This window comes from Streptomyces sp. NEAU-YJ-81 (genome assembly GCF_017592595.1).
GTDB lineage: Bacteria > Actinomycetota > Actinomycetes > Streptomycetales > Streptomycetaceae > Streptomyces > Streptomyces hygroscopicus_B.
Map to the genome: position 1 here is coordinate 471,491 of NZ_JAGFNO010000003.1, position 20,627 is coordinate 492,117.

The window sequence follows — 20,627 nt, forward strand, 5'->3', positions numbered from 1 at the left end:
CGGGGCTTTGTTCACCGCCTCATCCCGCTCCGCCGTCGAGCAGCCAGTGGTAACGCAGCCGCAGCGCCCGCTCGGTGCTGGCCGCCACGGTGCAGAACCCGAGTACGACGTTGCCCCAGGCCGGTAGATCGATGGGCGAGGTGAAGGTTCCGACGTACTGGGCGACGCCCTCCGGCGCCCGGGTGACCTGTTCGGTGAGCTGAAGGATCAGCAGCACCAGGCCGATGGCGAGCACGATCACCGAGAGGAAACCGATCCAGCGGCTCAGCGCGGGGTGCGATCGGTCGAGGCGGGCGCGGCGGCCTTCGGCGGAGTGGGGGTCCGGGATGAGCTGGTACTCGGCCCGCTCGGCGGTGACGTAGTGGCACCGCTTGAGCCCGAAGGTGCTTGCCCTTACTTCGACGGTGCCGCCCTGGACGGGGAAGACGGCGGGGACCTTGGATTCGGCGTGATGCCTGCCATCGAGGTACAGGTGGGCTATGGCCTTGTCGGACGACTGATGCCTGACTTCGACGGCGTAGACCGTCTGCCGGCCGTCGTCGTTCCTCAGCCGAAGATAGAACAGTGCCCGGGAAAGCATCTGCCACCAGCGGAAACGCTTCAGCGCTCGCCCGTCCCCGGGCTTGACCCGCTGGACAGCCCGACGATGCCGCACGTCCTTGAACATGACTCGACCCCGTTACTTGCTCGGCTCCGCCGCGCAGGCGAGGTCCCGCGCCGGGCGCTGTCCGGTGGTCAGGAGGGCCGTCACCGTGTCGTTCGCGCACGTGTTGGGGCCGAACGGATAGACACCGTGCCCGCCTTGGTCGGCCGTCACCATCGTGGCCCGCTTCCCGAACGCGCGCCGCAGCTTCCGGGCGCCGGCCAGCGGTGTCCCCGGGTCGCGCTCGTTCTGCACCATGAGCACGTTCGACGGGCCCCGGTCACCGATGCGCACCGGCGGCTCGACCCGCTTGTCCGGCCAGAACGCGCACGGTCCGATACCGGCCGAGGATCCGCCCAGCATCGGGTATTTCAGCCGGTCGACGGCGACATTCCGCTGGTACTCCCGGACCGTTTCCGGCCAGCGATTATCACCGCATATCACTGAAAAACGGGCGGACATGAAGTTTTCCATGTTCGCCAACGGCGGGTTGGGCGGCGTCGGCCGGTCCGTGTCGAGCGCCTGCCAGGTCTTGGCGAGCTCAGACATGTTCGCATCGCCGTAGAGGGAGTCGAACGTGATCCCGCGGAACAATGTCCCGTTGAAGCCCTGGACCGGTTTCGCCTCCAACCGCTTCGCGAGATCGAAGAATTTGGCGGTCACCTGCCCCGGTGTGGTGCCCAGACCGTACTCGGGGTGCGCGGCCACGAACGCCGCGAAGTCCGGGAACCGGTCCTCCAGCCCACGGGCGAACAACCGCGTGGCCGTGACGTCGTAACCGCCGGGGCCCAGGTTGCTGTCGAGGACGATCCGGTCGCTGCGCCCCGGGAACATCGTCGTGTACACCGCACCGAGGTAGGTGCCGTAGGAGGCGCCGAGGTACGAGAGCTTCGGCTCGCCCAGCGCCGCCCGGATCCGGTCCATGTCGCGCGCGGTGTTCGCGGTGGTGATGTGCGGGTGCATCCACGCCGTCCGGGAGGTCGCGCACTGCTCGGCGATGGTCCGCGCGTTCCCCGCCTCCCGCGCGACCTCGGCCGCGGTGTGCGCGTACGGCGGGAGGTTGCCGCGTTCCTGCTGTTCCGGTGTCAGATCGCAGGTCACCGGCGTGCTGCGGCCAACCCCGCGCGGGTCGAAGCCGATCACGTCGTAGGAGTCCAGCACCTTCCGCGGCAGCCCTGAGGCGGCCAGAACGGCCGGGTAGCCCAGTCCCGTGATGCCGGGGCCGCCTGGACTGGTCAGCAGTACGCCGCGGCGCTGCGACGGTTTCTCGCTCGCCAGCCGGGAGATCGCGATCTCGATCTGCCGGCCGTCCGGGTCCCGGTAGTCCAGCGGGACTTTGAGCGTCGCGCACTCGAGACGGGATGAGGCGGCCTTCTCCGAGCACGGGCCCCACCGCACGGTGTCCGGCGTCGCCGCTGCCACCGATACTCCCGGCATCGCGGTCGCCGCCATCGCGGTTGCCACCACCGCGGTGGTGGCGAGGGCGAGGGGCAGGGTTCTACGCATGTGAAGGTCCTCCTGAGGGGCGCACGGGGCGCACAGGGCGCATGGGGTAAATGGGGTATATGGGATGCACAGGGCGCACGGGGGCGCCGGAACGGGCGGGCTTGGTACGGCCCCGCCGCCGGCCGTTCATGTGGACCGGCACGTCGATCCGGGCGGGGTTGTGGAGGCCGAGGGCGGCCAGACTGGGCGTACGCATGGTGAAGTCCGCTCCCCGGAGCGCGTCGGCGCACATGCCGCAGGGGCGAGCCGGGGCGTCCCGGATGCTGTCAGAGCTTTCCTCGGCCGCGGATTCCGCCGGAATTACCGGCCCGGCCCCGCCCGGTGTTCGGCCTATGGCGGGTGTGTGCCCAGCCAGCGGCCACCATTCCGACGAGCGCGATGAATCCGAGGAGGATCAGCCGACCGGTAAGGCCGCCAGGGACCCAGTCGACGATGCCCCACAGCAGCTCGGAGTCGTGGTCGAGCAAACCGCGGATCACCGTTTGGGCGGCCAGGGCTGTGATCACCAACCCGACCGCCTCAAGGGCCGTATAGCCACCCTTGCGCATCGTGTTTCTCCGTCTCGTGTCCGGTTGTCTCGGCACGTGAACGAGTCTGTTCGCGCGGCGCGGCCGGCACATCGGCCCGGCGGCCCGAACCGTCTGCGACCACAGGCGAGGTGGTGATTCGACTCTGGTCGAGGTCGCCCCCACCCCTGGTCTGATTCACCGGCCGCGCGGTCTCGCGATAATGACCAGGTGAACACGGACGTCGCGCCACGGCTCGGGTGGTGGCAGCAGACCTGGCGGCTGGCAGCGGCAGCGGCAGCGGGCATACCGATCTGGCTCTCCATGGGTGTGCTGCTGCGGGGGCAGACGGGCGAAACGGGCTCGTGGTTCCTCATCGGTGATCCGCTGGTGGCTCTCGGCTGCCTGACGGCGCTTGTATGGCGGCGGCGGTTCCCGCTCGCCGTCGCCATGACGGTCGCGATCGCCTCGACCGCGTCGGCACTCGCCTCCGGCGCCGCGTTTCTGGCGCTGGTTTCGCTCTCGACTCGTCGCCGTCCGGTGGAGAGCGGGGTCGTCGGGCTGGCCTTCGTGACCGCGTCACAGTTCACCGGCGGGCTCTACCCGGTCCAGCGCACGTCCGACTCGTGGTGGCTCGAACTCACCTCGCCGGCGCTGATCGCGGGCATCGCGGTGGCCGTGGGCATGGCCATCGGCGCGCGCCGTGTCGAAGTGCGGTCCCTGCGGGACCGGGCGGAGAGCGCGGAACGGGAGCAGAGCGCACGGGCGGCGCAGGCACGCGCCCTGGAACGGAACCGGATCGCCCGCGAGATGCACGACGTGCTCGCGCACCGGATCTCCCTGGTCGCCATGCAGGCCGGAGTGCTGAGCCACCGCGGCGACCTCACCGCCGAGGAGAACCGCGTGCTGGTCCGCGGCATCGCCGACGGCTCCCACCAAGCACTGGAAGAACTACGGGATGTCCTCGGTGTGCTCCGGGCCGACCCGGGCCGCCCGGAACCGCCACAACCCTCCCTCGACCGAATCCCCGACCTGGTGGCCGACGCCCGCACCTCGGGACTGGACGTCACGCTCACCACCACCGTGACGGGAGTTCCGTCCGACGTCGTCGGACGAACCTGCTACCGGATCGTCCAAGAAGGACTGACCAACGCCGCCAAACACGCCCCCGGCGCCTCCGTACGCATCGCCCTCGAAGGAACAGCGGGCGACACACTCAACGTCAGCGTGCACAACTCCCCGGCCACCAGGGCAACCGCACAACCACCGGCATCGGGATTCGGCCTGCTCGGTCTCACCGAACGCATCGACCTCGCCGGCGGAAAGCTCAACCACCACCGCACACCCGACCACGGGTACCTCCTCACCGCACAACTACCCTGGCCAAACCCCACCCACGAAAAGAGAACATGAGTGGACAGCGAGCGGGAGCCGGTGCGTGTCGTCATCGTCGACGACGAACAACTGGTGCGCATGGCACTGCGCCTCGTCATCGACGGCGAACCGGACCTGACCGTCGTCGCGGAGGCGGCCGACGGGGACGCCGCGATCACCGTGGTGGACGAGCAGCGGCCGGACGTCGTGCTGATGGACGTGCGGATGCCCGGCCGCGACGGTCTCAGCACGACCCGGGAACTCCTCACCCGACCGGTGCCGCCGCGGGTGCTCATGCTGACCACCTTCGACTCCGACGATCTCGTGCTCGGCGCACTGCGCGCCGGAGCACTCGGGTTCGTCCTCAAGGACACCCCACCGCCGCAGATCCTCGACGCGGTACGGACCGTCGCGGACGGCAACCCCGTGCTGTCTCCGGCGGCCACGGCGCGCGTGATCGCCGCAGCCACCGGCCCGCAGTCCACTCACGCGCGCGACTCATCCCGCGAAGCCGCACGGAAACAACTGTCGGCCCTGACGGAACGAGAACGCGAAACCGCTCGGGCCATCGCGGACGGACTGGCCAACCCGGAGATCGCCCAGCGGCTGCACATCAGCGTCGCGACCGTCAAAGCCCACACAAGCAACCTGTTCGCCAAGCTGGCGGTCGAGAACCGGGTACAGATCGCACTCCTGGTCCGCGACGCGGAGGAATGACCCTGCGACAAGCGTCTATCGAAGGTGCTGCCAGGAGCCTGGCCGAAGCAGGTCAGGGACCAGCACACGTCTCGGGCGCACCCGCGAGCCGCAAGTCCCAGCCGACCGGACCTTGCCCGTCCTCACGTCGGACCAGGAGCGGGGGATGGACCTCGGGGACAGGGCGCCCCGCTGCCTCCCACTCGGCGAGCCAGGCGCGCAGGACTGCCAGAGACGGTGAGTCGCGATGGTCAGCGACGATCACGCCGTCCTGCTGAATCACCGCCGCGGTGGCGGGAGTCGAGTGCCCGAGCGCCCAAAGATCCGGCCGTAGGCCGGCCATGGTCAGATACGGGTTGCCCTTGGCCGCGACGAAGGTGCGCCAGGATGGCCAGTCCACTTCAGGGCCGTCGTACGGCTCGGTGTGCGCGTCTTTCAGCAGCCGTTCCAGGGTGGTGCGGGCACCGTTGTTCCGCCAGTTGTCCTTCTCCCGCCAGGCGATGGAGATCCAGGACGGCGCGGGCACGCGATTCTCCCAGTCCACCCACCGTCCGGGCAGATCGAGATTCCCCTTCGGCGAGGCGGTCGCCTCGATGTATCCGCCTGTGAAGACGGCCTCCACGGCCGGCCGGCCGTCACGGACACGGATCTTGGCGACGACAGTCATGTTGGGCACAGGCGCGATCGGCAGCGGGGCCACCATCAGCCCGCCGTCGACCATCTGGCTCACCCATGCCTCGGGGAGCATCGGCGGCGTGCACCAGGCCACCATCCGGTCGTACGGGGCCCGGTCCGGGAACCCGGCCGTGCCGTCGGCGGTGTAGCAGCGGATATTGCGCAGGCCCCGCTCATGGTGGATGAGGTTGGCCCAGCGGGTCAGGTAGTGGTCGATGTCGAGGCTGGTCACCTGACCGGTGTGCCCGACGAGCTGGGCGAGGAGGGCGCCGGAATAGCCGGAGCCGGTGCCGAGCTCGGCCACGTACATGCCTGGGTGGACGTCGAGTGTGGTCAGCTCGCGGTGGATCACCTGGGGATTGGAGCGGTGCGGGGTGGCGCCGCGGCCTTCGTGGTGGGTGTAGTGGCGTTCGGGGACGAGCTCGGCGACATCGGCGACGGTGGTCACGGTTCGCTCCTTCGAGGCGACGGGGGCACTTGTTTGCGAACAACTGCTCCGGGCGAGTGGGGGATACGCGGCCTGCGCCCGGCCAGCGGGTCAGATCGTCAGGGCGGTGTGGTGGTGCCACCCAGCGGCGGTGTACTCGCCGACCGGCCCCTGGCCGGGCAGCTCGGCCCAGGCGTGGTATTCGACCGGCGGCGGGGAGAACCGCACGCCCAGGCACCAGTTCAGCCGGCGGCCGAGTAGCGCGGCTGCCAGGACCGCGCCGAGCGAGGTCTCCATGCACGCGGCCCGCCCCGGCCACAAGCGGCCGGCGTGCCTGACCGCCGTGACCAGGACGTCGGCTCGGGCGGCAGTCAGTGGTCGGTGGCCGGCCCGCCGTGCCCGGCGGACCGCACGCACGGTGAAGCGGAAAGGCAGCCGCAAGAGGACCAGAGCCAGCGCGAGGCCCGCGGCCGCGGCGCAGCGCTCGAGGAGGGTTCCGATGCGGGTGGTGGAGTATGCCTCCATGCTCGTCATCGCCATCACCCCCACCGGTGGCGACGGCGTGCGGGCTCGGTGACGGCGAGTCCCCGGGCGGTGAGGGCGTGAGCGACGGTGCGGACGTCGTTGGTGGCCTGAGCGGCGCCGATGTCGTAGCGAGTGGCGTATTGCTCGGCCGCCTGGTCCTCGGTGGTGGAGGCCAGCAGGAGCATGACCGCGGCGGCTGCGGTGGGAGTCAAATGGGCCCAGCGGCCGGTGCGCTCGTCGAGGATGGCGCCGCCTTCGTCGGCGAGCACCGCATGGGCGCCCTCACACAGCTGCCACATGGCCGACCACCTCCCACCATGAGGCGGCGGTGGTGGTCTCCAGCTGACGCAGCCAGACCTCGGCGCTGACGGCGAGGTGCAGGGCGCCCTGGGCGGTCGCCTGTCCGGCTGCCGCGCGCCGCAGCATGCGCTCCACGGGAGGCTGGGTGATCAGTCCGGAGGCAGAGAGGCGGGAGGAGGGGCCGAGCAGACGGGCGAGGACCGCCGCGTGTCGGGTGAGTCCCGCGTAGGCGAGCGCGTTGAAGCCGCCCTTGGTCACGCGGGACAGGACGAAGTCCGGCAGGACCCCGGTGTGGGCGAATGCCTCCCCCAGCAGCGGCTTGTACCGGCCTGGCGCGCCGCGCTGGTCGGCGGGGACGGCCAGGCAGGCCCGGATGACTTCGTTGTCCAGGAAGGGGGCGGCGATCTCCACGCCGTGATCAGCGCGGGCGAGTTCGCGTAGGCCGCTGGTGTCTGCCCCGACCCTCGCGAGGTCCTGCCGGTCCGTCCACGCGGCCAGGTGCCGGGGTTCCTCGGGCAGCTCGCTGGAGGCCGTATCCAGGGCCTCGGCGAGTCGGTGGCGCACCTCGGGGCTCATCCAGTCAGCGGTGGCCAGCAGCGGTGTCCAGGCGATGGGGCGTTCTGCCTGTGGCACCCAGGCGCGGGGAGCCTGGCGCAGTTCGGTGGCGGTGTGCCGCCAGGCGTCGGCCAGGCCGGTGCGCGAGGCCGGGCGGCGCGCCGCAGCACAGTCAGTGGGGGGACGTGCCGCAACCGAGCGTGGGCGTGGGCGTGCGCGAGGGCCCGGCGGTGCCGGCGGTCGCGCAGCAGATCGGACAGGTAGGAGGAGGGCGCGGACAGTACGGCGTCCCCGGCCGCTCCGGTGAAGTGCACGGCCGCCGGTTGGTGTTGGGCGACCGCCTCCAGCACGGCCCGTTTGATGCAGGCAGTGACCGCATACGCGTTGGGCGCGTCGGTCAGGGGCAGCGTGGACAGGTCGTCCAGGCCGCTGTAGTACACGGACTTGTCGCAGCCAGGCACGGTGTGATGGGTGAGTTCCGGTACCGCAGCCGCGGTGCGCACAGCGTAGGCGAGGTCGTCATCCCTCAGCCGGGCATCGGCGAAAGTGACTGCGGTGACAGGTCCGCGCCGGGCAGCGAGGCATGCCAGCGTTGTGGAGTCCAACCCGGCCAGGTCCGCGCTCACCGCTCGTGTGCCGTCCAGGCGTGTATCGACCGCTTCGCTCAGCGCAGCCCGTACCCGCGGGGCGGCATCGGGAAGGTTCAACGGTTGGTAGTTGACCGGCTCGTAGCGGATGGTGTTCGCCCCGTCGGGCGTGATCAGCAGCAGATGGCCGGTCGGTACGCGGCTCACTGCGCGGAACAGGCTCCGTTGCCCTAAGACATCCGGCTGCGCCAGGGCCAGGTGAGCGGCGAGAGCGGCTGGATCGAACGGTGCCCCATCCAGCGCGGCCAGCGCCCCGGCCGATGTTGACCACCACGTTCCTGCGGCCCCTGCCCGCCAGTACACCGGGTGCTGCCTGGCGAGATCGCCGATCACTGCCAGGGATTCGCCGCTGCGCGCGATCGTGAGATAGGAGCCGGGCCAGCAGGTCAGCGCGTTCCAGTCGCTCGCCCGCACGGTCGTCAGCGCCTGGCGCAGCTGCTGGTCGTCGGCGCCGCAATCACCGACGACTGCCAGTGCCAGCGGGCCGGAGCCTGCCGATCGGACGTGGCCGGTGGGCCAGCCAACGGTCCACACTGCGTCCAGTCCCAGTACGGGCCTTCTGCTCCTCGGTAGCCGATCGTGTCGGCTCGCTCCGTACCATCCTGCGCTCCACCGCATCAGCCGCCTGCTCTCGTCGCTATCGCTCTTGGTGGTCGAAACGGAGCGGGCGCCGGGCTGCTGGCGGCCGTGCCCCAACACGGACCTCATCGAAGCCCCGGCGCCCGTTCACGTCCGGAGCCCGGGGCCGGGACGCGGCGCACACCCGCCCGGCCCCAGGCAGCCGATGGATCAGGCGTTCTTGTACTGGGTGTCGTCGGCGGTGTCGAAGTTGTTCGTGCCCAACGTCACCTCGACGACGTCACCGGCGTCCAGGACGATCGGAGCGGTGTACACGGGAGCGGTGGACTGTGTGTTCATGATTTCTACCTCCATGGTGTTCCGTCCCTCGCACCCGGGAATGGGCGCGTCGTGGACCTCGTACCTGGCCATGCGGCCGGGGACGGGGGAGCCGCTTGTTCCCCGACCGCATGGCCCTGACGGCTAGTCAACTCGGAGCGTGACGGCAGCGGTACGGTGTTGGGCAGGCAAAGCGGTATATCGGGTATACGGGGCAGGTACTCATGACCAAGCGGACGCCGAATCACCGGCTGAGGAACCTCGTCGCCGAGTCCGGGCTGACGTACGAGGCCCTGGCCAAGGAGGTGCGCGCAGTGGCCGCCGAGTGCGGGACAGCGTTACGAACCAACAAGTCGACCATCGAGCACTGGGTCAGCGGCACCGTCCCCGCAGGCGATACCGGCCGCTATCTCGCCGTAGCACTCTCCCGCCGGCTCGGCCGCCTGCTGACCCTTCACGATCTAGGCGTCGCGCCGTACGAAGAGGAGGATGACGGCCTCGGACTGTCTCTCGGCGAGGATCCGCTGGACGCCCTGCTACCGATGTGGAGGGACGAATTGGACCGGCGCCGCTTCCTCAGCACGTCCGCCTACTCGGTCGCCGCCGCCGGCCTGCCACTGTCGTACGTCCGAGAGATCGCCGACCGCACCGCAGCCGCCCGCGCCGGCCGGACCATCGGCATGGGTGAAGTCGCCGCGGTCCGCGACATGGTGCGGCTCTTCTCCGAGATGGACGAACGCCACGGCGGGCAGCACGGCCGCAGTGCCCTGGTCCAATACCTGCGCGACGACGTCGCTCCGCTGTGCCGAGGCCGCTTCCATAGCGACGAGATTCGCCGGCACATGCTCTCCGCCGCCGGCCGGGGCGTGCACCTGCTCGGCTGGAAGTCCTACGACGCAGGACAGCAGGGCCTGGCCCAGCGCTATTACCTGCAGTCCTACGCGCTCGCCGTCGAGTCCGGCATTCCCGGGCACGACGGGTTCGTGATGCGCACGATGGCCATGCAAGGGCTCAAGCTGCACCGGCCCGAGCACTGCCAGGCCCTCGCCGAGACCGGGCTCAGCCGGGCCAAGGGCAAGGTGGACGTGCAGACCGAATCCCTCTTCCGCGTCGTGCACGCCCACACCCTGGCCAAGTCCCGGCAGCGGCAAGCGGCCGTCGCTGAGGCCGAGCGGGCGCGCACGCTCCTGGCCGCGGACTGCGGGGACGAGGTGCCGTTCTGGGCTCTTGCCTGGGGTCCGCCCGCAGCGTCCGTCTACTCGCGCAATGCGAAGGTCTACGAGACGTTGGGCGATCGGAAGACGGCGGCGGAGCAGTACGCGCGGGCCGCCGCGTCTCGCCCGGCAGGCTATGCGCGAATCGTCGCCCTCGATTTGGTGGCGAGCGCTGAGATGCAGCTCAAGAGCGGCAGCATCGAGCAGGCGTGTGCCACCTGGAACAGGGCGATGGACCATATGGGCGGGGTGCGGTCCGTCCGCACCCGCAAGGCCGTGAAGCGTATGCGCAGCGACCTCGCTCGCTTCCGGGCCCGAGGTGCCCGCTGTGCGGCTGAGCTGGATGAGCGGGCTGTCGAGTTCCTCGCCGCGACGTGATCGCCATCAGACCAGCGGCTTATGACCAAGCGTGGACGCCGCCGACAGACTCGTCGAACTCCAGCCGACGCGGAGCACGCCAAGCTCGGCGGCTGGGGCGTGCTCGACTCGTCCGAGACGCCGGGCGGCTGCTTCAGCCACTTCTCCGATATCCAGGTGACCGGCTTTCGCACACTGTCGCCCGGACAGCGGGTGGACCTCGAGTGGGAAGCCCCCGGCTTCAAACAGGACGGGTGCGACTACCGCGCGGTGAGCATCGTGCCTCGGCCTGCCTGACAGCCACGGCTGACATCAAGGACGGCATACGGCCGCGGCCCTCAGCAGCTCGCGGTGACCACGCACCCTCCGCCGCGGCATGCAGCGGCATCCCGTTGATCGAACTCCCCAAGCCGTGCTCACTTTGTCTGCCGCTTTACCCCGGTGCACGCAACCAGCCTTCGGCCGTCCTCTGTGAGGAAGAGCATGAAGACCCACGAGCCTTGGGGGCTGTTGACCTGGCCGAGGCGAACGGGCTGATCGTGCTCACCGAGGAGCTGCACGGTGCGCTCAAGTCCCACGGTTTCCTGACCGGTCCCGCGGGTGCGTCGAAGCCGACGGTCGTAGACGTGAGTGAGCGGGCGCGTGCATGTCGCCTCAGCCCAGACTACGTATCCGCCTCCATGAACCAGCGCGGCACGGGCGCCGGCCGTTGCCTCGTCCTCGCCCGCAAGCAATTGAATGAGCGAGCTGCGCTCCACGTTCACCCCCTACGGCGTGTATCGAAAATGCTGCCAGGAGCCTGAGCTATGTGGGCGAAGATTGAGCGCAACTCGGTGGCGTTCGGCGTGGAGATCAGGAAGGCTCGCGCGCATGGTCTCGGTAGTGCAGAACGTGGCGATTGACTGTGCGGATGCCTATGAGCTGGCTCGGTTCTGGAGCAGTGTGACAGGCCGTCCACTGCATCCGGAGGACGGACCGGGTGACCGGGAGACTCAGGTGCTGCTGGCGGAGGGCCCAGTGCTGCACTTCAACCAGGTGCCCGAGGCTAAGACGATCAAGAACCGGATTCATCTGTGTTTGCGCCCTGAGACCTCGCGCGATCAGGAGGTGGAGCGGCTGCTGGGCCTCGGCGCCACCTTTGTCGCCGACCACCGGAATCCCGATGGTTCAGGCTGGGCAATCCTTGCTGATCCCGAAGGCAACGAATTCTGCGTTCTGCGCAGCGAGTCCGACCGAGCGGCCATGAATTCCTGACCCTCATGCGCCGCCCTGGTCGGTTCAAGGCCGCCGGTACGGGCTTGAGTTCAACGGGCCCGAGCGGAAGCCGTAGGGTTCCCCCATGGTGACTGCGACTGTCCGTGAGTGGAGCGATGAGGAAGGCTGGGGCGTGCTCGACTCGCCCGAGACTCCGGGCGGCTGCTTCGGCCACTTCTCCGACATCCAGGCGACCGGCTTCCGCGCGCTGTCGCCCGGACAGCGGGTGGATCTCGAGTGGGAAGCCCCCGGCTTCAAGCAGGACGGGTATGACTACCGCGCGGTGAGCATCGTGCCTCGATCCGCCTGACCTCCACAGCACCGTCGTGGTCACTTCGGGCTGACGCCGAGCATTGTTCGGGCTGACGCCGAGCATTGATGGGCTACGGCCGGAAGAGCTTCGGAAGGGCTTCAATGCAGCCCGCCGGAGGCGAAGCCGTGGGGGCGCGATTCGCCCGTCCGGTCGGGGCCGCTTCCTCGTTCGCGGCCCGTCCGGACCACCGCCGCGGGCCGCGCTTGACTTCGAGCGGACTCGAATCCGTAGCGTGCCGCCATGAGCGACAGCACCACACCCCAGCACAAGATCGGTTCGGGTTTCGGCGCCCGGAGCACCGCCGACGACGTCCTCGCGGGCATTGACCTCACCGGTCGGCTCGCCCTGGTCACGGGCGGCTACTCGGGCATCGGCGTCGAGACCACGCGCGCACTGACGAAGGCCGGCGCCCGTGTCGTGGTCCCGGCCCGCCGGGTCGGTGCGGCACAGGAGGGCCTGGCCGGGATCGACGGTGTCGAGGTGGACGAACTGGACCTCGGCGACCTGGACAGCGTGCGCGGCTTCGCCGAGCGGTTCCTCGCCTCGGGCCGGGCCCTGGACATCGTCATCGACAGCGCGGGAATCATGGCCTGCCCCGAGACCCGGGTCGGGCCGGGCTGGGAGGCTCAGTTCGCCACCAACCACCTCGGCCACTTCGCCCTCGTCAACCGACTGTGGCCCGCGATCGAGCCGGGCGGCGCCCGCGTCGTCTCGGTCTCCTCCACCGGTCACCATGCCTCCCCCGTCCGCTGGGACGACGTCCACTGGCGCCACGGCTACGACAAGTGGGAGGCGTACGGCCAGGCCAAGACGGCGAACGCGCTGTTCGCCGTGCAGCTCGACCGCCTCGGCCGGGAGCGGGGTGTGCGGGCCTTCTCGCTGCACCCCGGTGGCATCCTCACTCCCCTTCAGCGGCATCTGCCGAAGCAGGAGATGGTGGAGCGGGGCTGGATCGACGCGGACGGCAATCTGCTCCACCCCGAGGCGTTCAAGACACCGGAGCAGGGTGCCGCCACGCAGGTGTGGGCGGCGACGTCCCCCCAGCTGAACGGCATGGGCGGCGTCTACCTGGAGGACTGCGACATCGCCGAGCCCGCCCCGGCGGACGGCTCCCGGGTCGGCGTCAAGGAGTGGGCCACGGACCCGGAGCAGGCCGCCCGCCTGTGGGCGCTGTCCGCCGAGCTGACCGGCGTGGACGCGTTCGCCGCCTGAGAGGTGTGTGGTCGGCGGGGTGCGGGTGCGGGTGCGGGTGCGGGCCTGGCCGCGGGTGCTACGAGGGCTCGGCGGCTTCGACGCACCCGCCCGCTAGCGCGGGGGTTCCGCACGACCAGCGGGCGTGGCGTATCCCGCGCGGATCGACGGGCTGAAGGGCGGAACCCGCGACGGTACCCGCCCTCCGGCGTCACACCGCTCGATCCGTCAGGATCGCGCTCACCACCACCCCGAAGAGGTGCTCGGCGCGCGCCTCGAGCCCGGGCTGGTCGCCGAGCCAGGCGAGCGACGAGGCCAGGGCGAAGAGGTCGGCGCCGTCGATGTCGGTCCGCGCCACGCCCGCGCCCTGGGCGCGGGTGAGGAGCCGGGTGCCGGCCGCGCGCATGGTGACGCAGGAGGTGTGGAGCGCGGATTCGGGGTCCTCGATCGCTTTCACCATCGCCGTCACCACGCCGCGGTAGTTCTTCGTGCACGCGACGAAGTCGCGCAGCCACAACATCACCGCGTCCTGAGGCGAGCTCGTGGTCTCGACCTCGGCCGCCCGCGCCGTCAGCTCGTCGAAGCTCGTGCGGAGCAGGGCCTCGAGCAGCGCCTCCCGGGTCGGGAAGTGACGCAACAGCGTCGCCAGCCCGACCCCGGCCCGGCGGGCGATGTCGCGCATCGACGCGTCGACGCCCTGCTCGGTGATGACGGCGCCGGCGACGGCCAGCAGACGGTCATGGTTGGCCTGGGCATCCGCCCTCATCTGCCCTCCCTTGAATATCCGGATCACTGACCCGTATAATCGGATCACTGGTCCGGAAAAACGGATCTGTGGTTCACTTAGTTTACCCCTCGGGGAGACGCAGGAGAGAGCTGTGCCCACACAGACCATGAAGGCGATCCGGCTGCACGAGTTCGGCGGCCCCCAGGTGCTGCGTCACGAGGAGGTGCCCGTTCCCGAACCGGGGCCGGGCGAGGTGCTCGTCCGCGTGCACGCGGTCGGCATCAACCCTCCTGACTGGTACGCCCGCGAGGGAATGCCCGACGTACCGGCCGAGCTGAAGCCCCCGATGGATCTCCCCCTGATCCCGGGGACCGACGTCTCGGGCGTCGTGGAAGCCGTCGCCGCCGACGTCGACGGCTTCGCGGCCGAGGACGAGGTGCTCGGCCTGCTGCGCTTTCCCACCACGCTCCAGGCCGGCGCCTACGCCGAGTACGTCACCGCGCCGGCGTCCGACTTCGCCCGCAAACCGGCCGGCGTCGACCATGTGCACGCCGCCGCCCTGGCCATGTCGGGGTTGACCGCGTGGCAGTTCCTGATCGAGCTCGGGCACGACCATCCCTCGCCGTTCCAGGCGGCCCAGCACCGCCCGATGGCACTCGACAGCGAGACGACGGTGCTCGTCAACGGCGCCGCCGGTGGCGTGGGGCACCTCGCTCTCCAACTGGCCAAGTGGAAGGGAGCCCGCGTCATCGCCGTGGCCTCCGGCGCCCACGAGACGTTCCTGCGCGAGCTCGGCGCCGACGAGTTCATCGACTACACCAAGGAGCGGCCCGAGGACGTCGCCCGTGACGTCGATCTCGTCCTGGACACCGTCGGGGGCCCCGACAGCAGGCGCTTCCTGCGCACCCTCAAGCGCGGCGGATCCCTCTACCCGGTGTACTTCGGCGAGTTCGACGACGAGGAGAACGTGAGGCTGGGTGTCACGGTCACGGCCGCCCAGGTCCGCTCGAACGGCGCGCAGCTCGCCGAGATCGGGCGCCTGCTCGCGGACGGCACGATCCGCGTGGCGATCGACAGCACCTTCCCGCTCGAGGACGCCCGGGCGGCGCACGAGCGAGCTGCCCAGGGACACCTCCAGGGCAAGATCGTGCTGACGGTCGCATGAGCGCGAAGGCCGCCCCCGGCTGGGGAAGCGCCCACCTCGCCGCGATCCGCCCGGGGAAGGTGGCCCTCGACCCGGCCGAGCAACTCGCCGTCCACCAGACGCTGGCCCGCTACGCCTTCGCCCTGGACCAGCGGGACCTGGAGGCGCTGGGAGCCGTCCTGACCGACGACGCCACATGGGCGTTCAAGATCGCTGGCGAGAGCGACCTCGGGCCCGTCGTCGGACGCGCGGCGATCCTCGCGTTCGTACGAGACGCGATGGACGCGGAGACCGACCAGCGACGGCACAACCTGGTCAACGTCGTCTTCCACAGCGCGGACGCCGATACGGCGCTGGTGCACGCCTACCTCATGCTCACGTCGAACGCGGGCGGGGGCGGGGGCGTGGTCGCGACCGGCTTCTACGCCTTCGGGCTCGAACGCACCGGGGGCGAGTGGCGGATCGCCGAGCTGTTCCTCGGCACGGACAACGCCTGGTAGGAAGGGCGACCCCAAGCCAACGGCTACAGATACTCGCTGTAGAAGGCTGCCAGACGTTCAATTGCCTGGTCGACGTATCGGGGCTCGTCGTACATCTCGTAGTGTCCGGCGCCTTCGACGATGAGCAGATCGATGGGGTTGGGGGCCAAGCTCCACAGTTTCATGCCCGCCTCGTACTGGCCGGTGTTCCCCTGGCGCCCTGCGACGATCACCTGGAGCGGTTGGGTGAGTAGCTGGTCGACGAGGTGGAAGGCGTCGTAGCCGAGGAGCAGCGAGTCGCTGCGGCGAAGGCGACGGTTGGTCGAGTGCTCGCTGCCGCCTCTTGGCGTTCGGTAGTACGTGATCGCCTGAGTGGTGTCGATGTCGGTGAATCCGGCCGCCGCCGCGTCCTCGAGGGTGTCCGGCAACCAGTTGACCCGCTCGAGGTCTTGCCCGATGACCTCCCGCGTCCGCGCCGCGGCAAGGTCATCGAGTGTTGCGGCGGGGCCGTTGGGGGAGAAGCCGGGCCCGCGCCAGGACTCGCCCATGTTGCCGGCGACGACCGTGGCTATCGCCTTGATGCGGTGATCGGTGCGAGCCGTATGCACGGCGTAGCCGCCACCGGCGCAGATGCCGAGCGCGCCGATCCGCTGTGGATCGATGCCGGGGATGGTGCTCAGTTCGTCGATCGCGTAGGAGATGTCTTCGCCGCGACGATAAGGATCCTCGAGGTCACGAGGCTGTCCACCGCTTTGTCCTTGATAGGCGGGGTCGAACGTGAGGGTGGCGAAGCCGTTCTTGGCGAGTCGGGACGCGTAGTTCGCACCGATCTGCTCCTTGACGCTGCTTCCAGGCGTGGAGAGCACAACTGCGGCCTGAGGTTCCGCGGCGTCGAAGCCCTCCGGGAGGTAGAGATCGGCGGCGAGATCGAGGGCGCCGCGAGGGATGGAGATGTGCTGTGGCATGAGGGGTCAGCGCCTTCCGCGTAGAATCCTTCGGAGCTGTTCGGTTTCCAGCTAGTTCCAAACCGAACTAGCTCAAGGCCGTACCATATCTCAAGGAGTGCCATGTCGGCGGATGACGCTGCTGAGCTGTGGAAGTTGAATCAACGACTTCTGACCAGGGTCATGAACGCTGCCGCCCCGCAGCTCGAAGAGCTGGGGCTCGAGACGAAGGAGTTCTTCGTTCTCGACGAGGTGGACGCATGTAAGTACCCGGCTGAGCTCACCCGGAAGCTGATGCTTCCGAAGGCGAGCATCACGACGTACTTGCGGAACCTCGTTGACCGCGGGCTGGTGCGCAGAGAGATCGACGAGAGTGACTTGCGCCGCCATCGCGTCATGACAACTCCCGAGGGGCAGCGAGTGCGCGCCAAGGCCCTCGAAGCTCTTGCCTCGGAGTTCTCGACGATGATGGCGCGGCTCGACGAACGAGACCAGTCTGAACTGCGTCGGATGCTGCTGAGGCTCCTCGAGACCGAATAGGGCATGCGTCCCTGGTGTGACACGTCCCCGGAGCCCCTCTCCGGCTCGAAGGCCGGATGCGGGGAGGGGGCGGCGTCGACGATTGCCGCGGAAGCCTGGTCGCCGGATTTGGTTTCAAGTGAAACCGTATCGAACGGATGAATGGCTGTAATGTGGCCTCATGGCCGCCGATGTTTCTCCCCAGCCCACCGCCTCGCGTGCGACCGGTCGCCCCGGGGATGCCTCGCCCTTCGCTCTCGGGCTGCTGCTGCGCCGGGCGCACTGGCGGGCGGCTGGGGTGATGGGGGAGGCGCTTCGGCCGCTCGGCATTGAGTTGCGGCATTTTGCCGTGCTGATCGTGCTGGTCGACTGCGGGCCCACGGTGCAGCGGGACCTGGCGGCGGCGACGGGGTCGGACAAGGCGGGGATCATGCGGGTCGTGGACGACCTGGAGCGCAAGGGGCTGGTCGTACGGAAGGCCGTTCCGGGGGATCGGCGGGTGCGGGCGGTGGAGATCACGCCTGAGGGTGTCGAGCTTTTCGACGCGGCCCATGTGGCGGCGGAGCCGCTGGCTGAGCGGCTGGTCGCCGAGCTGGGGCCCGGCGAGGCCGAGCGGCTGACGGATCTGCTGAACCGGTTCGCCTATCCCGCGGAGGGTTAGGCCGACGAGGACGCCGTGTGACCGCCTGGGGCTCGGTGTCACACGGCGTCAATCGTCCGGCACGGGCTACGCGGCGAGGCGCTTCGCGAGGTCCATGGCCTTGGCGGTCGCGTCCTCGAAGGCGCGCTCGCGGGACGCCTCGTAGAGCGGGATCAGGTCGGACATGGCCGGGTTGCGGGGGGCCATGGTGAGCTCCGGGACGATGAAGTCGAGGTCCAGGCCGAGGGTGCGCTTGAGGACGGCCTCCAGGTAGTTCTGCACGAAGTCGAAGCCCTCGCGCGGGGTGCCCGGCGCGTAGGAGCCGCCGCGGCTGGCGACGACGACGACCGGTGTGCCCTCGGCGGAGGGGGACTCGCCCGCGGTGCGGCCGAGCAGGAGCACGTTGTCCAGCCATGCCTTGAGGGTCGAGGGGATCGAGAAGTTGTGCATGGGGGCGCCGATCAGGACGGCGTCCGCCTGCTCCAGCTCCTCCATGAGCTTCTCGCGCACGGCGAACGCCGTGGACTGCTCCGGGGTGCGCTCGGCCGGGGCGGTGTAACCGGCGGACCAGGCGGTGGCGGTCATGTACGGGACGGGGTTGGCGGCGAGGTCGCGGTAGATCACCGTGCCCTCCGGGTGCTGCTCCTCCCATGCCTTGCGGAAGGCGGCCGTGACCGAACGGGACGAGGACGCCTCGCCCGGAAGCACGGACGAGTCGATGTGCAGCAGCGTGACCATGAACTTTCTCCAAGAGTGACGCCCGAGGCGGGGAGCCCGGGGCAGGGCTGAGCATTGGCGCTCGGCGATAGTTAAACACGAGATAGTATTGAATGATACTGTCGTGAGTGTAGCTGAGATGGGCGCGTCGCGTCGTATTGAGCAGATGCAGCAGATGGGAGATAGGCGATCTTGGACGTCTACGAGGCGGTCACGAGTCGACGGGCAGTGCGCGGGTTCACCGACCAGCCTGTCCCGAGAGAGGTGCTGGAGCGTGTGCTGTCCGCAGCGGCTTGGGCGCCGTCCGGATCGAACATTCAGCCGTGGCACGTCTACGTGCTGACCGGCGAGCCGCTCGCCGAGCTCAAAAAGCGGGCCGGCGAGCGTCTGGCCGCGGGCGACCCCTGGGACGAGGCGGAGTACGCGCAGTACCCGCCGGTGTTGAAGTCCCCGTACGGCGAGCGCCGATCCGCCTTCGGCGAGCAGCGTTACGGGGCGCTCGGTGTCGCGCGCGAGGACCTGGAGGCGCGCCAGCGGGCCGCCTCCGCGAACTGGCAGTGCTTCGGCGCGCCCGCCGCCCTGTTCTGCTACATCGACCGCGACCTGGGCCCGGCCCAGTGGTCCGACGTCGGCATGTATCTGCAGACCGTCATGCTGCTGCTTCGCGCCGAGGGGCTGCACAGTTGCCCGCAGATGGCATGGGCGAAGTTCCGCGAGAGCGTCGCGGAGATCGTTTCGCCTCCGGGGGAGCTCATGCTCTTCTGCGGCATGTCGATCGGATACGAGGACGTCACGGAGAGTGCCGGCCGTACGGGGCGGGCGCCGCTCGACGAGACGGTCAGGTTCATCGACGGTTACTGAGGTCTGCGGGGGGTGAGGGGTCCTCAAGGGCCAACGGGGTCCGCGAGGGCCACAGGGTCCTCGGGGGCCTCAGGGTCGCGGTGCGTCCCTCAGCCTTGCGGTGTCGTCAGCCACGCGCTGACGCGCGTCATCGCCGAGGGGCCCGAGGTCTCGGCGACGTCCTGCGCCAGATCGGCGATCGAGACGGCGCGCAGCGCTTCTCGCCAGGCCGCGTCCGCCCCGGACATCGCGCGGGCGATCGGGCACGGAGTGGTGCACGACTCGGCCGGGGTGGCCAGCGGGCCCCGCTGGCGGATCTCCGTGCAGGTGAACGCCGCGGCGGGGCCGTCGACCGCTTCGACCACGTCGAGCACGGTGATCGAGGCGGGCTCCCGGGTGAGTACGTAGCCGCCCGCCTTGCCCTGGACCGAGCGCACGAGCCCGGCCCGGGACAGCGCCTGTAGCTGTTTGGCCAGGTAGCTGGCCGAGACGTCGTGGAACTCCGCCAGCTTGGTCGCGGGGACGGGCTCCTCGACGGACGTGAGCACGACGCAGCAGTGCAGGGCCCACTCGACTCCGCCGGACATCTTCACGCGACCACTGTAATCAGCCCGTCTACTCGGACAACTTGTGTCCGCGTATTTTCTCGGACAAGATGTGTCCGAGTTTGGTGGATGCCGCGCTCACGCGGGTATCCATATGCCGTATTTCGGACGCAATCCTGACGAAGGGCATGTCATGAAGTTCGCAGTCATCGGCGGTACCGGGCTGATCGGGTCGCAGGTCGTCAAGAATCTGAACGCCGCCGGGCACGAGGCGGTACCGCACTCGCAGTCCACCGGAGTCGACGTCATCACCGGCCAGGGGCTGGACGAGGCGGTGGCGGGAGCCGACGTCGTCGTCAACCTGACCAACTCCCCGACCTTCGACGACGCTTCCCCGGCCTTCTTCCGGACCTCGATGGACAACCTGCTGGCCGCGGCCCAGCGGGGCGGCGTCGGCCACTTCGTCATCCTCTCGATCGTCGGCGTGGACCAGGTGCCGGAGCTGGACTACTACCGGGCCAAGACGCTCCAGGAGGAGATCCTCGAGGCCGGGCCGGTCCCGTACTCGATCGTCCGGGCGACGCAGTTCATGGAGTTCATGGACGACGTCATGTCCTGGACCGCCGACGGTGACACCGTCCGGCTGCCCGCCACGCCGATCCAGCCGATCGCCGCCAAGGACGTGGCCGCCGCGGTGGCGGAGGTCGCCGCGGGCGCCCCGGTGCGTGGCATTCACAACATCGGGGGCCCCGAGGTCTTCTCCCTGGACGAGCTGGGCCGGATCACCCTGTCCCACAAGGGCGACGACCGCACCGTCGTCACCGACCCCACCGCCGGTATGTTCGCCGCCGTCAAGGGCGACGTTCTCACCGACAAGAGCGCCCACCTCGCCCCCACCCGCTACACCGACTGGCTCTCCTGACGACGACCCGCTCGCGCCCGCTCAGGCGCGCGGACCGCGGACCGTAGACCGCGGACCGTAGATCACAGGG

The 20,627-nt window shown here is 69.6% G+C and carries 26 protein-coding genes; 13 read left to right on the plus strand and 13 right to left on the minus strand.

Annotated features, from left to right (window positions below; genetic code table 11):
• Positions 1-19: 19 nt before the first annotated feature.
• The 3 genes from J5X86_RS10510 to J5X86_RS10520 all read right to left on the minus strand — a co-directional run bounded on the left by J5X86_RS10510 (position 20) and on the right by J5X86_RS10520 (position 2,697).
• The gene (locus J5X86_RS10510) at positions 20-667 is read right to left on the minus strand and encodes a hypothetical protein (protein ID WP_208516448.1); all 648 of its coding nucleotides are present in this window, start codon (positions 665-667) and stop codon (positions 20-22) included.
• 12 nt (positions 668-679) lie between these two features.
• Positions 680-2,149, minus strand: a complete 1,470-nt coding sequence (locus J5X86_RS10515; protein ID WP_208516449.1) for an alpha/beta hydrolase — start codon at positions 2,147-2,149, stop codon at positions 680-682.
• A gap of 266 nt (positions 2,150-2,415) precedes the next feature.
• Positions 2,416-2,697, minus strand: coding sequence for a hypothetical protein (locus tag J5X86_RS10520; protein ID WP_208516450.1), 282 nt, complete (start codon positions 2,695-2,697; stop codon positions 2,416-2,418).
• Positions 2,698-2,886: 189 nt separating this feature from the next.
• Here J5X86_RS10520 and J5X86_RS10525 point away from each other — a divergent pair, with 189 nt between their 5' ends.
• Together J5X86_RS10525 and J5X86_RS10530 are read left to right on the plus strand one after the other, a co-directional pair.
• The gene (locus J5X86_RS10525) at positions 2,887-4,068 is read left to right on the plus strand and encodes a histidine kinase (RefSeq protein ID WP_208516451.1); all 1,182 of its coding nucleotides are present in this window, start codon (positions 2,887-2,889) and stop codon (positions 4,066-4,068) included.
• The gene (locus tag J5X86_RS10530; RefSeq protein WP_208516452.1) at positions 4,069-4,746 is read left to right on the plus strand and encodes a response regulator transcription factor; all 678 of its coding nucleotides are present in this window, start codon (positions 4,069-4,071) and stop codon (positions 4,744-4,746) included. It begins immediately after the preceding gene.
• Between the two features lie 52 nt (positions 4,747-4,798).
• Here the strand turns inward: J5X86_RS10530 and J5X86_RS10535 are convergent, their stop codons facing one another.
• From J5X86_RS10535 to J5X86_RS10560, 6 genes are all read right to left on the minus strand, one after another.
• Positions 4,799-5,848 carry a protein-L-isoaspartate(D-aspartate) O-methyltransferase gene (locus J5X86_RS10535; protein ID WP_208516453.1) on the minus strand — a complete coding sequence of 350 codons (1,050 nt, stop codon included), beginning with the start codon at positions 5,846-5,848 and terminating at the stop codon, positions 4,799-4,801.
• A gap of 90 nt (positions 5,849-5,938) precedes the next feature.
• Complete coding sequence (locus J5X86_RS10540) at positions 5,939-6,361, minus strand: lasso peptide biosynthesis B2 protein (protein WP_243979968.1); 423 nt, start codon at positions 6,359-6,361, stop codon at positions 5,939-5,941.
• 5 nt (positions 6,362-6,366) lie between these two features.
• Positions 6,367-6,651, minus strand: coding sequence for a PqqD family peptide modification chaperone (locus J5X86_RS10545; RefSeq protein WP_208516454.1), 285 nt, complete (start codon positions 6,649-6,651; stop codon positions 6,367-6,369).
• The gene (locus tag J5X86_RS10550; protein WP_308124494.1) at positions 6,635-7,285 is read right to left on the minus strand and encodes an asparagine synthase-related protein; all 651 of its coding nucleotides are present in this window, start codon (positions 7,283-7,285) and stop codon (positions 6,635-6,637) included. Before J5X86_RS10550 ends, J5X86_RS10545 begins: the two co-directional genes overlap by 17 nt.
• Positions 7,225-8,388: an asparagine synthase-related protein gene (locus J5X86_RS10555; protein ID WP_208516455.1), complete on the minus strand. Its 1,164-nt coding sequence runs from the start codon at positions 8,386-8,388 to the stop codon at positions 7,225-7,227. The genes J5X86_RS10550 and J5X86_RS10555 overlap by 61 nt, the downstream gene beginning before the upstream one ends.
• Positions 8,389-8,643: 255 nt before the next feature.
• Positions 8,644-8,772: a lasso RiPP family leader peptide-containing protein gene (locus tag J5X86_RS10560; protein ID WP_161561472.1), complete on the minus strand. Its 129-nt coding sequence runs from the start codon at positions 8,770-8,772 to the stop codon at positions 8,644-8,646.
• A 203-nt stretch (positions 8,773-8,975) separates the two neighbouring features.
• Here J5X86_RS10560 and J5X86_RS10565 point away from each other — a divergent pair, with 203 nt between their 5' ends.
• The 5 genes from J5X86_RS10565 to J5X86_RS10585 all read left to right on the plus strand — a co-directional run bounded on the left by J5X86_RS10565 (position 8,976) and on the right by J5X86_RS10585 (position 13,101).
• Complete coding sequence (locus J5X86_RS10565) at positions 8,976-10,343, plus strand: hypothetical protein (RefSeq protein WP_208516456.1); 1,368 nt, start codon at positions 8,976-8,978, stop codon at positions 10,341-10,343.
• A gap of 21 nt (positions 10,344-10,364) precedes the next feature.
• On the plus strand, positions 10,365-10,619 hold the full coding sequence (locus J5X86_RS10570; RefSeq protein ID WP_208516457.1) for a cold shock domain-containing protein: 255 nt from the start codon (positions 10,365-10,367) through the stop codon (positions 10,617-10,619).
• Between the two features lie 573 nt (positions 10,620-11,192).
• A complete protein-coding gene (locus J5X86_RS10575) occupies positions 11,193-11,576 on the plus strand; it encodes a VOC family protein (RefSeq protein WP_208516458.1) in 384 nt (127 codons plus the stop codon).
• An 85-nt stretch (positions 11,577-11,661) separates the two neighbouring features.
• On the plus strand, positions 11,662-11,886 hold the full coding sequence (locus J5X86_RS10580) for a cold-shock protein (RefSeq protein WP_208516459.1): 225 nt from the start codon (positions 11,662-11,664) through the stop codon (positions 11,884-11,886).
• A 243-nt stretch (positions 11,887-12,129) separates the two neighbouring features.
• A complete protein-coding gene (locus tag J5X86_RS10585) occupies positions 12,130-13,101 on the plus strand; it encodes an SDR family NAD(P)-dependent oxidoreductase (RefSeq protein ID WP_208516460.1) in 972 nt (323 codons plus the stop codon).
• Between the two features lie 190 nt (positions 13,102-13,291).
• Here J5X86_RS10585 and J5X86_RS10590 read toward each other — a convergent pair whose 3' ends face one another.
• Positions 13,292-13,846, minus strand: a complete 555-nt coding sequence (locus J5X86_RS10590) for a TetR/AcrR family transcriptional regulator (protein ID WP_078641168.1) — start codon at positions 13,844-13,846, stop codon at positions 13,292-13,294.
• Positions 13,847-13,958: 112 nt separating this feature from the next.
• Here J5X86_RS10590 and J5X86_RS10595 point away from each other — a divergent pair, with 112 nt between their 5' ends.
• Together J5X86_RS10595 and J5X86_RS10600 are read left to right on the plus strand one after the other, a co-directional pair.
• A complete protein-coding gene (locus J5X86_RS10595) occupies positions 13,959-14,972 on the plus strand; it encodes an NADP-dependent oxidoreductase (protein WP_208516461.1) in 1,014 nt (337 codons plus the stop codon).
• Entirely contained in the window at positions 14,969-15,451 is a 483-nt protein-coding gene (locus J5X86_RS10600) for a nuclear transport factor 2 family protein (RefSeq protein WP_208516462.1), read from the plus strand. The genes J5X86_RS10595 and J5X86_RS10600 overlap by 4 nt, the downstream gene beginning before the upstream one ends.
• Positions 15,452-15,474: 23 nt before the next feature.
• Here the strand turns inward: J5X86_RS10600 and J5X86_RS10605 are convergent, their stop codons facing one another.
• Positions 15,475-16,395 carry an alpha/beta hydrolase gene (locus J5X86_RS10605; RefSeq protein WP_208516463.1) on the minus strand — a complete coding sequence of 307 codons (921 nt, stop codon included), beginning with the start codon at positions 16,393-16,395 and terminating at the stop codon, positions 15,475-15,477.
• 102 nt (positions 16,396-16,497) lie between these two features.
• Here J5X86_RS10605 and J5X86_RS10610 point away from each other — a divergent pair, with 102 nt between their 5' ends.
• Positions 16,498-16,914, plus strand: a complete 417-nt coding sequence (locus J5X86_RS10610; protein WP_208516464.1) for a MarR family winged helix-turn-helix transcriptional regulator — start codon at positions 16,498-16,500, stop codon at positions 16,912-16,914.
• 160 nt (positions 16,915-17,074) lie between these two features.
• Positions 17,075-17,554: a MarR family winged helix-turn-helix transcriptional regulator gene (locus J5X86_RS10615; protein ID WP_208516465.1), complete on the plus strand. Its 480-nt coding sequence runs from the start codon at positions 17,075-17,077 to the stop codon at positions 17,552-17,554.
• Between the two features lie 66 nt (positions 17,555-17,620).
• Here the strand turns inward: J5X86_RS10615 and J5X86_RS10620 are convergent, their stop codons facing one another.
• Positions 17,621-18,271, minus strand: coding sequence for an FMN-dependent NADH-azoreductase (locus J5X86_RS10620; protein ID WP_208516466.1), 651 nt, complete (start codon positions 18,269-18,271; stop codon positions 17,621-17,623).
• A gap of 171 nt (positions 18,272-18,442) precedes the next feature.
• Here J5X86_RS10620 and J5X86_RS10625 point away from each other — a divergent pair, with 171 nt between their 5' ends.
• On the plus strand, positions 18,443-19,111 hold the full coding sequence (locus J5X86_RS10625) for a nitroreductase (RefSeq protein WP_208516467.1): 669 nt from the start codon (positions 18,443-18,445) through the stop codon (positions 19,109-19,111).
• An 89-nt stretch (positions 19,112-19,200) separates the two neighbouring features.
• Here J5X86_RS10625 and J5X86_RS10630 read toward each other — a convergent pair whose 3' ends face one another.
• Entirely contained in the window at positions 19,201-19,677 is a 477-nt protein-coding gene (locus J5X86_RS10630; RefSeq protein WP_208516575.1) for an Rrf2 family transcriptional regulator, read from the minus strand.
• Positions 19,678-19,828: 151 nt separating this feature from the next.
• Here J5X86_RS10630 and J5X86_RS10635 point away from each other — a divergent pair, with 151 nt between their 5' ends.
• Positions 19,829-20,557, plus strand: coding sequence for an SDR family oxidoreductase (locus J5X86_RS10635; protein ID WP_208516468.1), 729 nt, complete (start codon positions 19,829-19,831; stop codon positions 20,555-20,557).
• Positions 20,558-20,627: the final 70 nt, after the last annotated feature.

Coding starts and splice junctions, on each gene's coding strand:
- J5X86_RS10510 (WP_208516448.1), bottom strand. CDS start 667: ATGTTCAAGGACGTGCGGCATCGTCGGGCTGTCCAGCGGGTCAAGCCC.
- J5X86_RS10515 (WP_208516449.1), bottom strand. CDS start 2,149: ATGCGTAGAACCCTGCCCCTCGCCCTCGCCACCACCGCGGTGGTGGCA.
- J5X86_RS10520 (WP_208516450.1), bottom strand. CDS start 2,697: ATGCGCAAGGGTGGCTATACGGCCCTTGAGGCGGTCGGGTTGGTGATC.
- J5X86_RS10540 (WP_243979968.1), bottom strand. CDS start 6,361: ATGACGAGCATGGAGGCATACTCCACCACCCGCATCGGAACCCTCCTC.
- J5X86_RS10545 (WP_208516454.1), bottom strand. CDS start 6,651: ATGTGGCAGCTGTGTGAGGGCGCCCATGCGGTGCTCGCCGACGAAGGC.
- J5X86_RS10560 (WP_161561472.1), bottom strand. CDS start 8,772: ATGAACACACAGTCCACCGCTCCCGTGTACACCGCTCCGATCGTCCTG.
- J5X86_RS10565 (WP_208516456.1), top strand. CDS start 8,976: ATGACCAAGCGGACGCCGAATCACCGGCTGAGGAACCTCGTCGCCGAG.
- J5X86_RS10570 (WP_208516457.1), top strand. CDS start 10,365: ATGACCAAGCGTGGACGCCGCCGACAGACTCGTCGAACTCCAGCCGAC.
- J5X86_RS10575 (WP_208516458.1), top strand. CDS start 11,193: ATGGTCTCGGTAGTGCAGAACGTGGCGATTGACTGTGCGGATGCCTAT.
- J5X86_RS10580 (WP_208516459.1), top strand. CDS start 11,662: ATGGTGACTGCGACTGTCCGTGAGTGGAGCGATGAGGAAGGCTGGGGC.
- J5X86_RS10585 (WP_208516460.1), top strand. CDS start 12,130: ATGAGCGACAGCACCACACCCCAGCACAAGATCGGTTCGGGTTTCGGC.
- J5X86_RS10590 (WP_078641168.1), bottom strand. CDS start 13,846: ATGAGGGCGGATGCCCAGGCCAACCATGACCGTCTGCTGGCCGTCGCC.
- J5X86_RS10600 (WP_208516462.1), top strand. CDS start 14,969: ATGAGCGCGAAGGCCGCCCCCGGCTGGGGAAGCGCCCACCTCGCCGCG.
- J5X86_RS10605 (WP_208516463.1), bottom strand. CDS start 16,395: ATGCCACAGCACATCTCCATCCCTCGCGGCGCCCTCGATCTCGCCGCC.
- J5X86_RS10610 (WP_208516464.1), top strand. CDS start 16,498: ATGTCGGCGGATGACGCTGCTGAGCTGTGGAAGTTGAATCAACGACTT.
- J5X86_RS10615 (WP_208516465.1), top strand. CDS start 17,075: ATGGCCGCCGATGTTTCTCCCCAGCCCACCGCCTCGCGTGCGACCGGT.
- J5X86_RS10620 (WP_208516466.1), bottom strand. CDS start 18,271: ATGGTCACGCTGCTGCACATCGACTCGTCCGTGCTTCCGGGCGAGGCG.
- J5X86_RS10630 (WP_208516575.1), bottom strand. CDS start 19,677: ATGTCCGGCGGAGTCGAGTGGGCCCTGCACTGCTGCGTCGTGCTCACG.
- J5X86_RS10635 (WP_208516468.1), top strand. CDS start 19,829: ATGAAGTTCGCAGTCATCGGCGGTACCGGGCTGATCGGGTCGCAGGTC.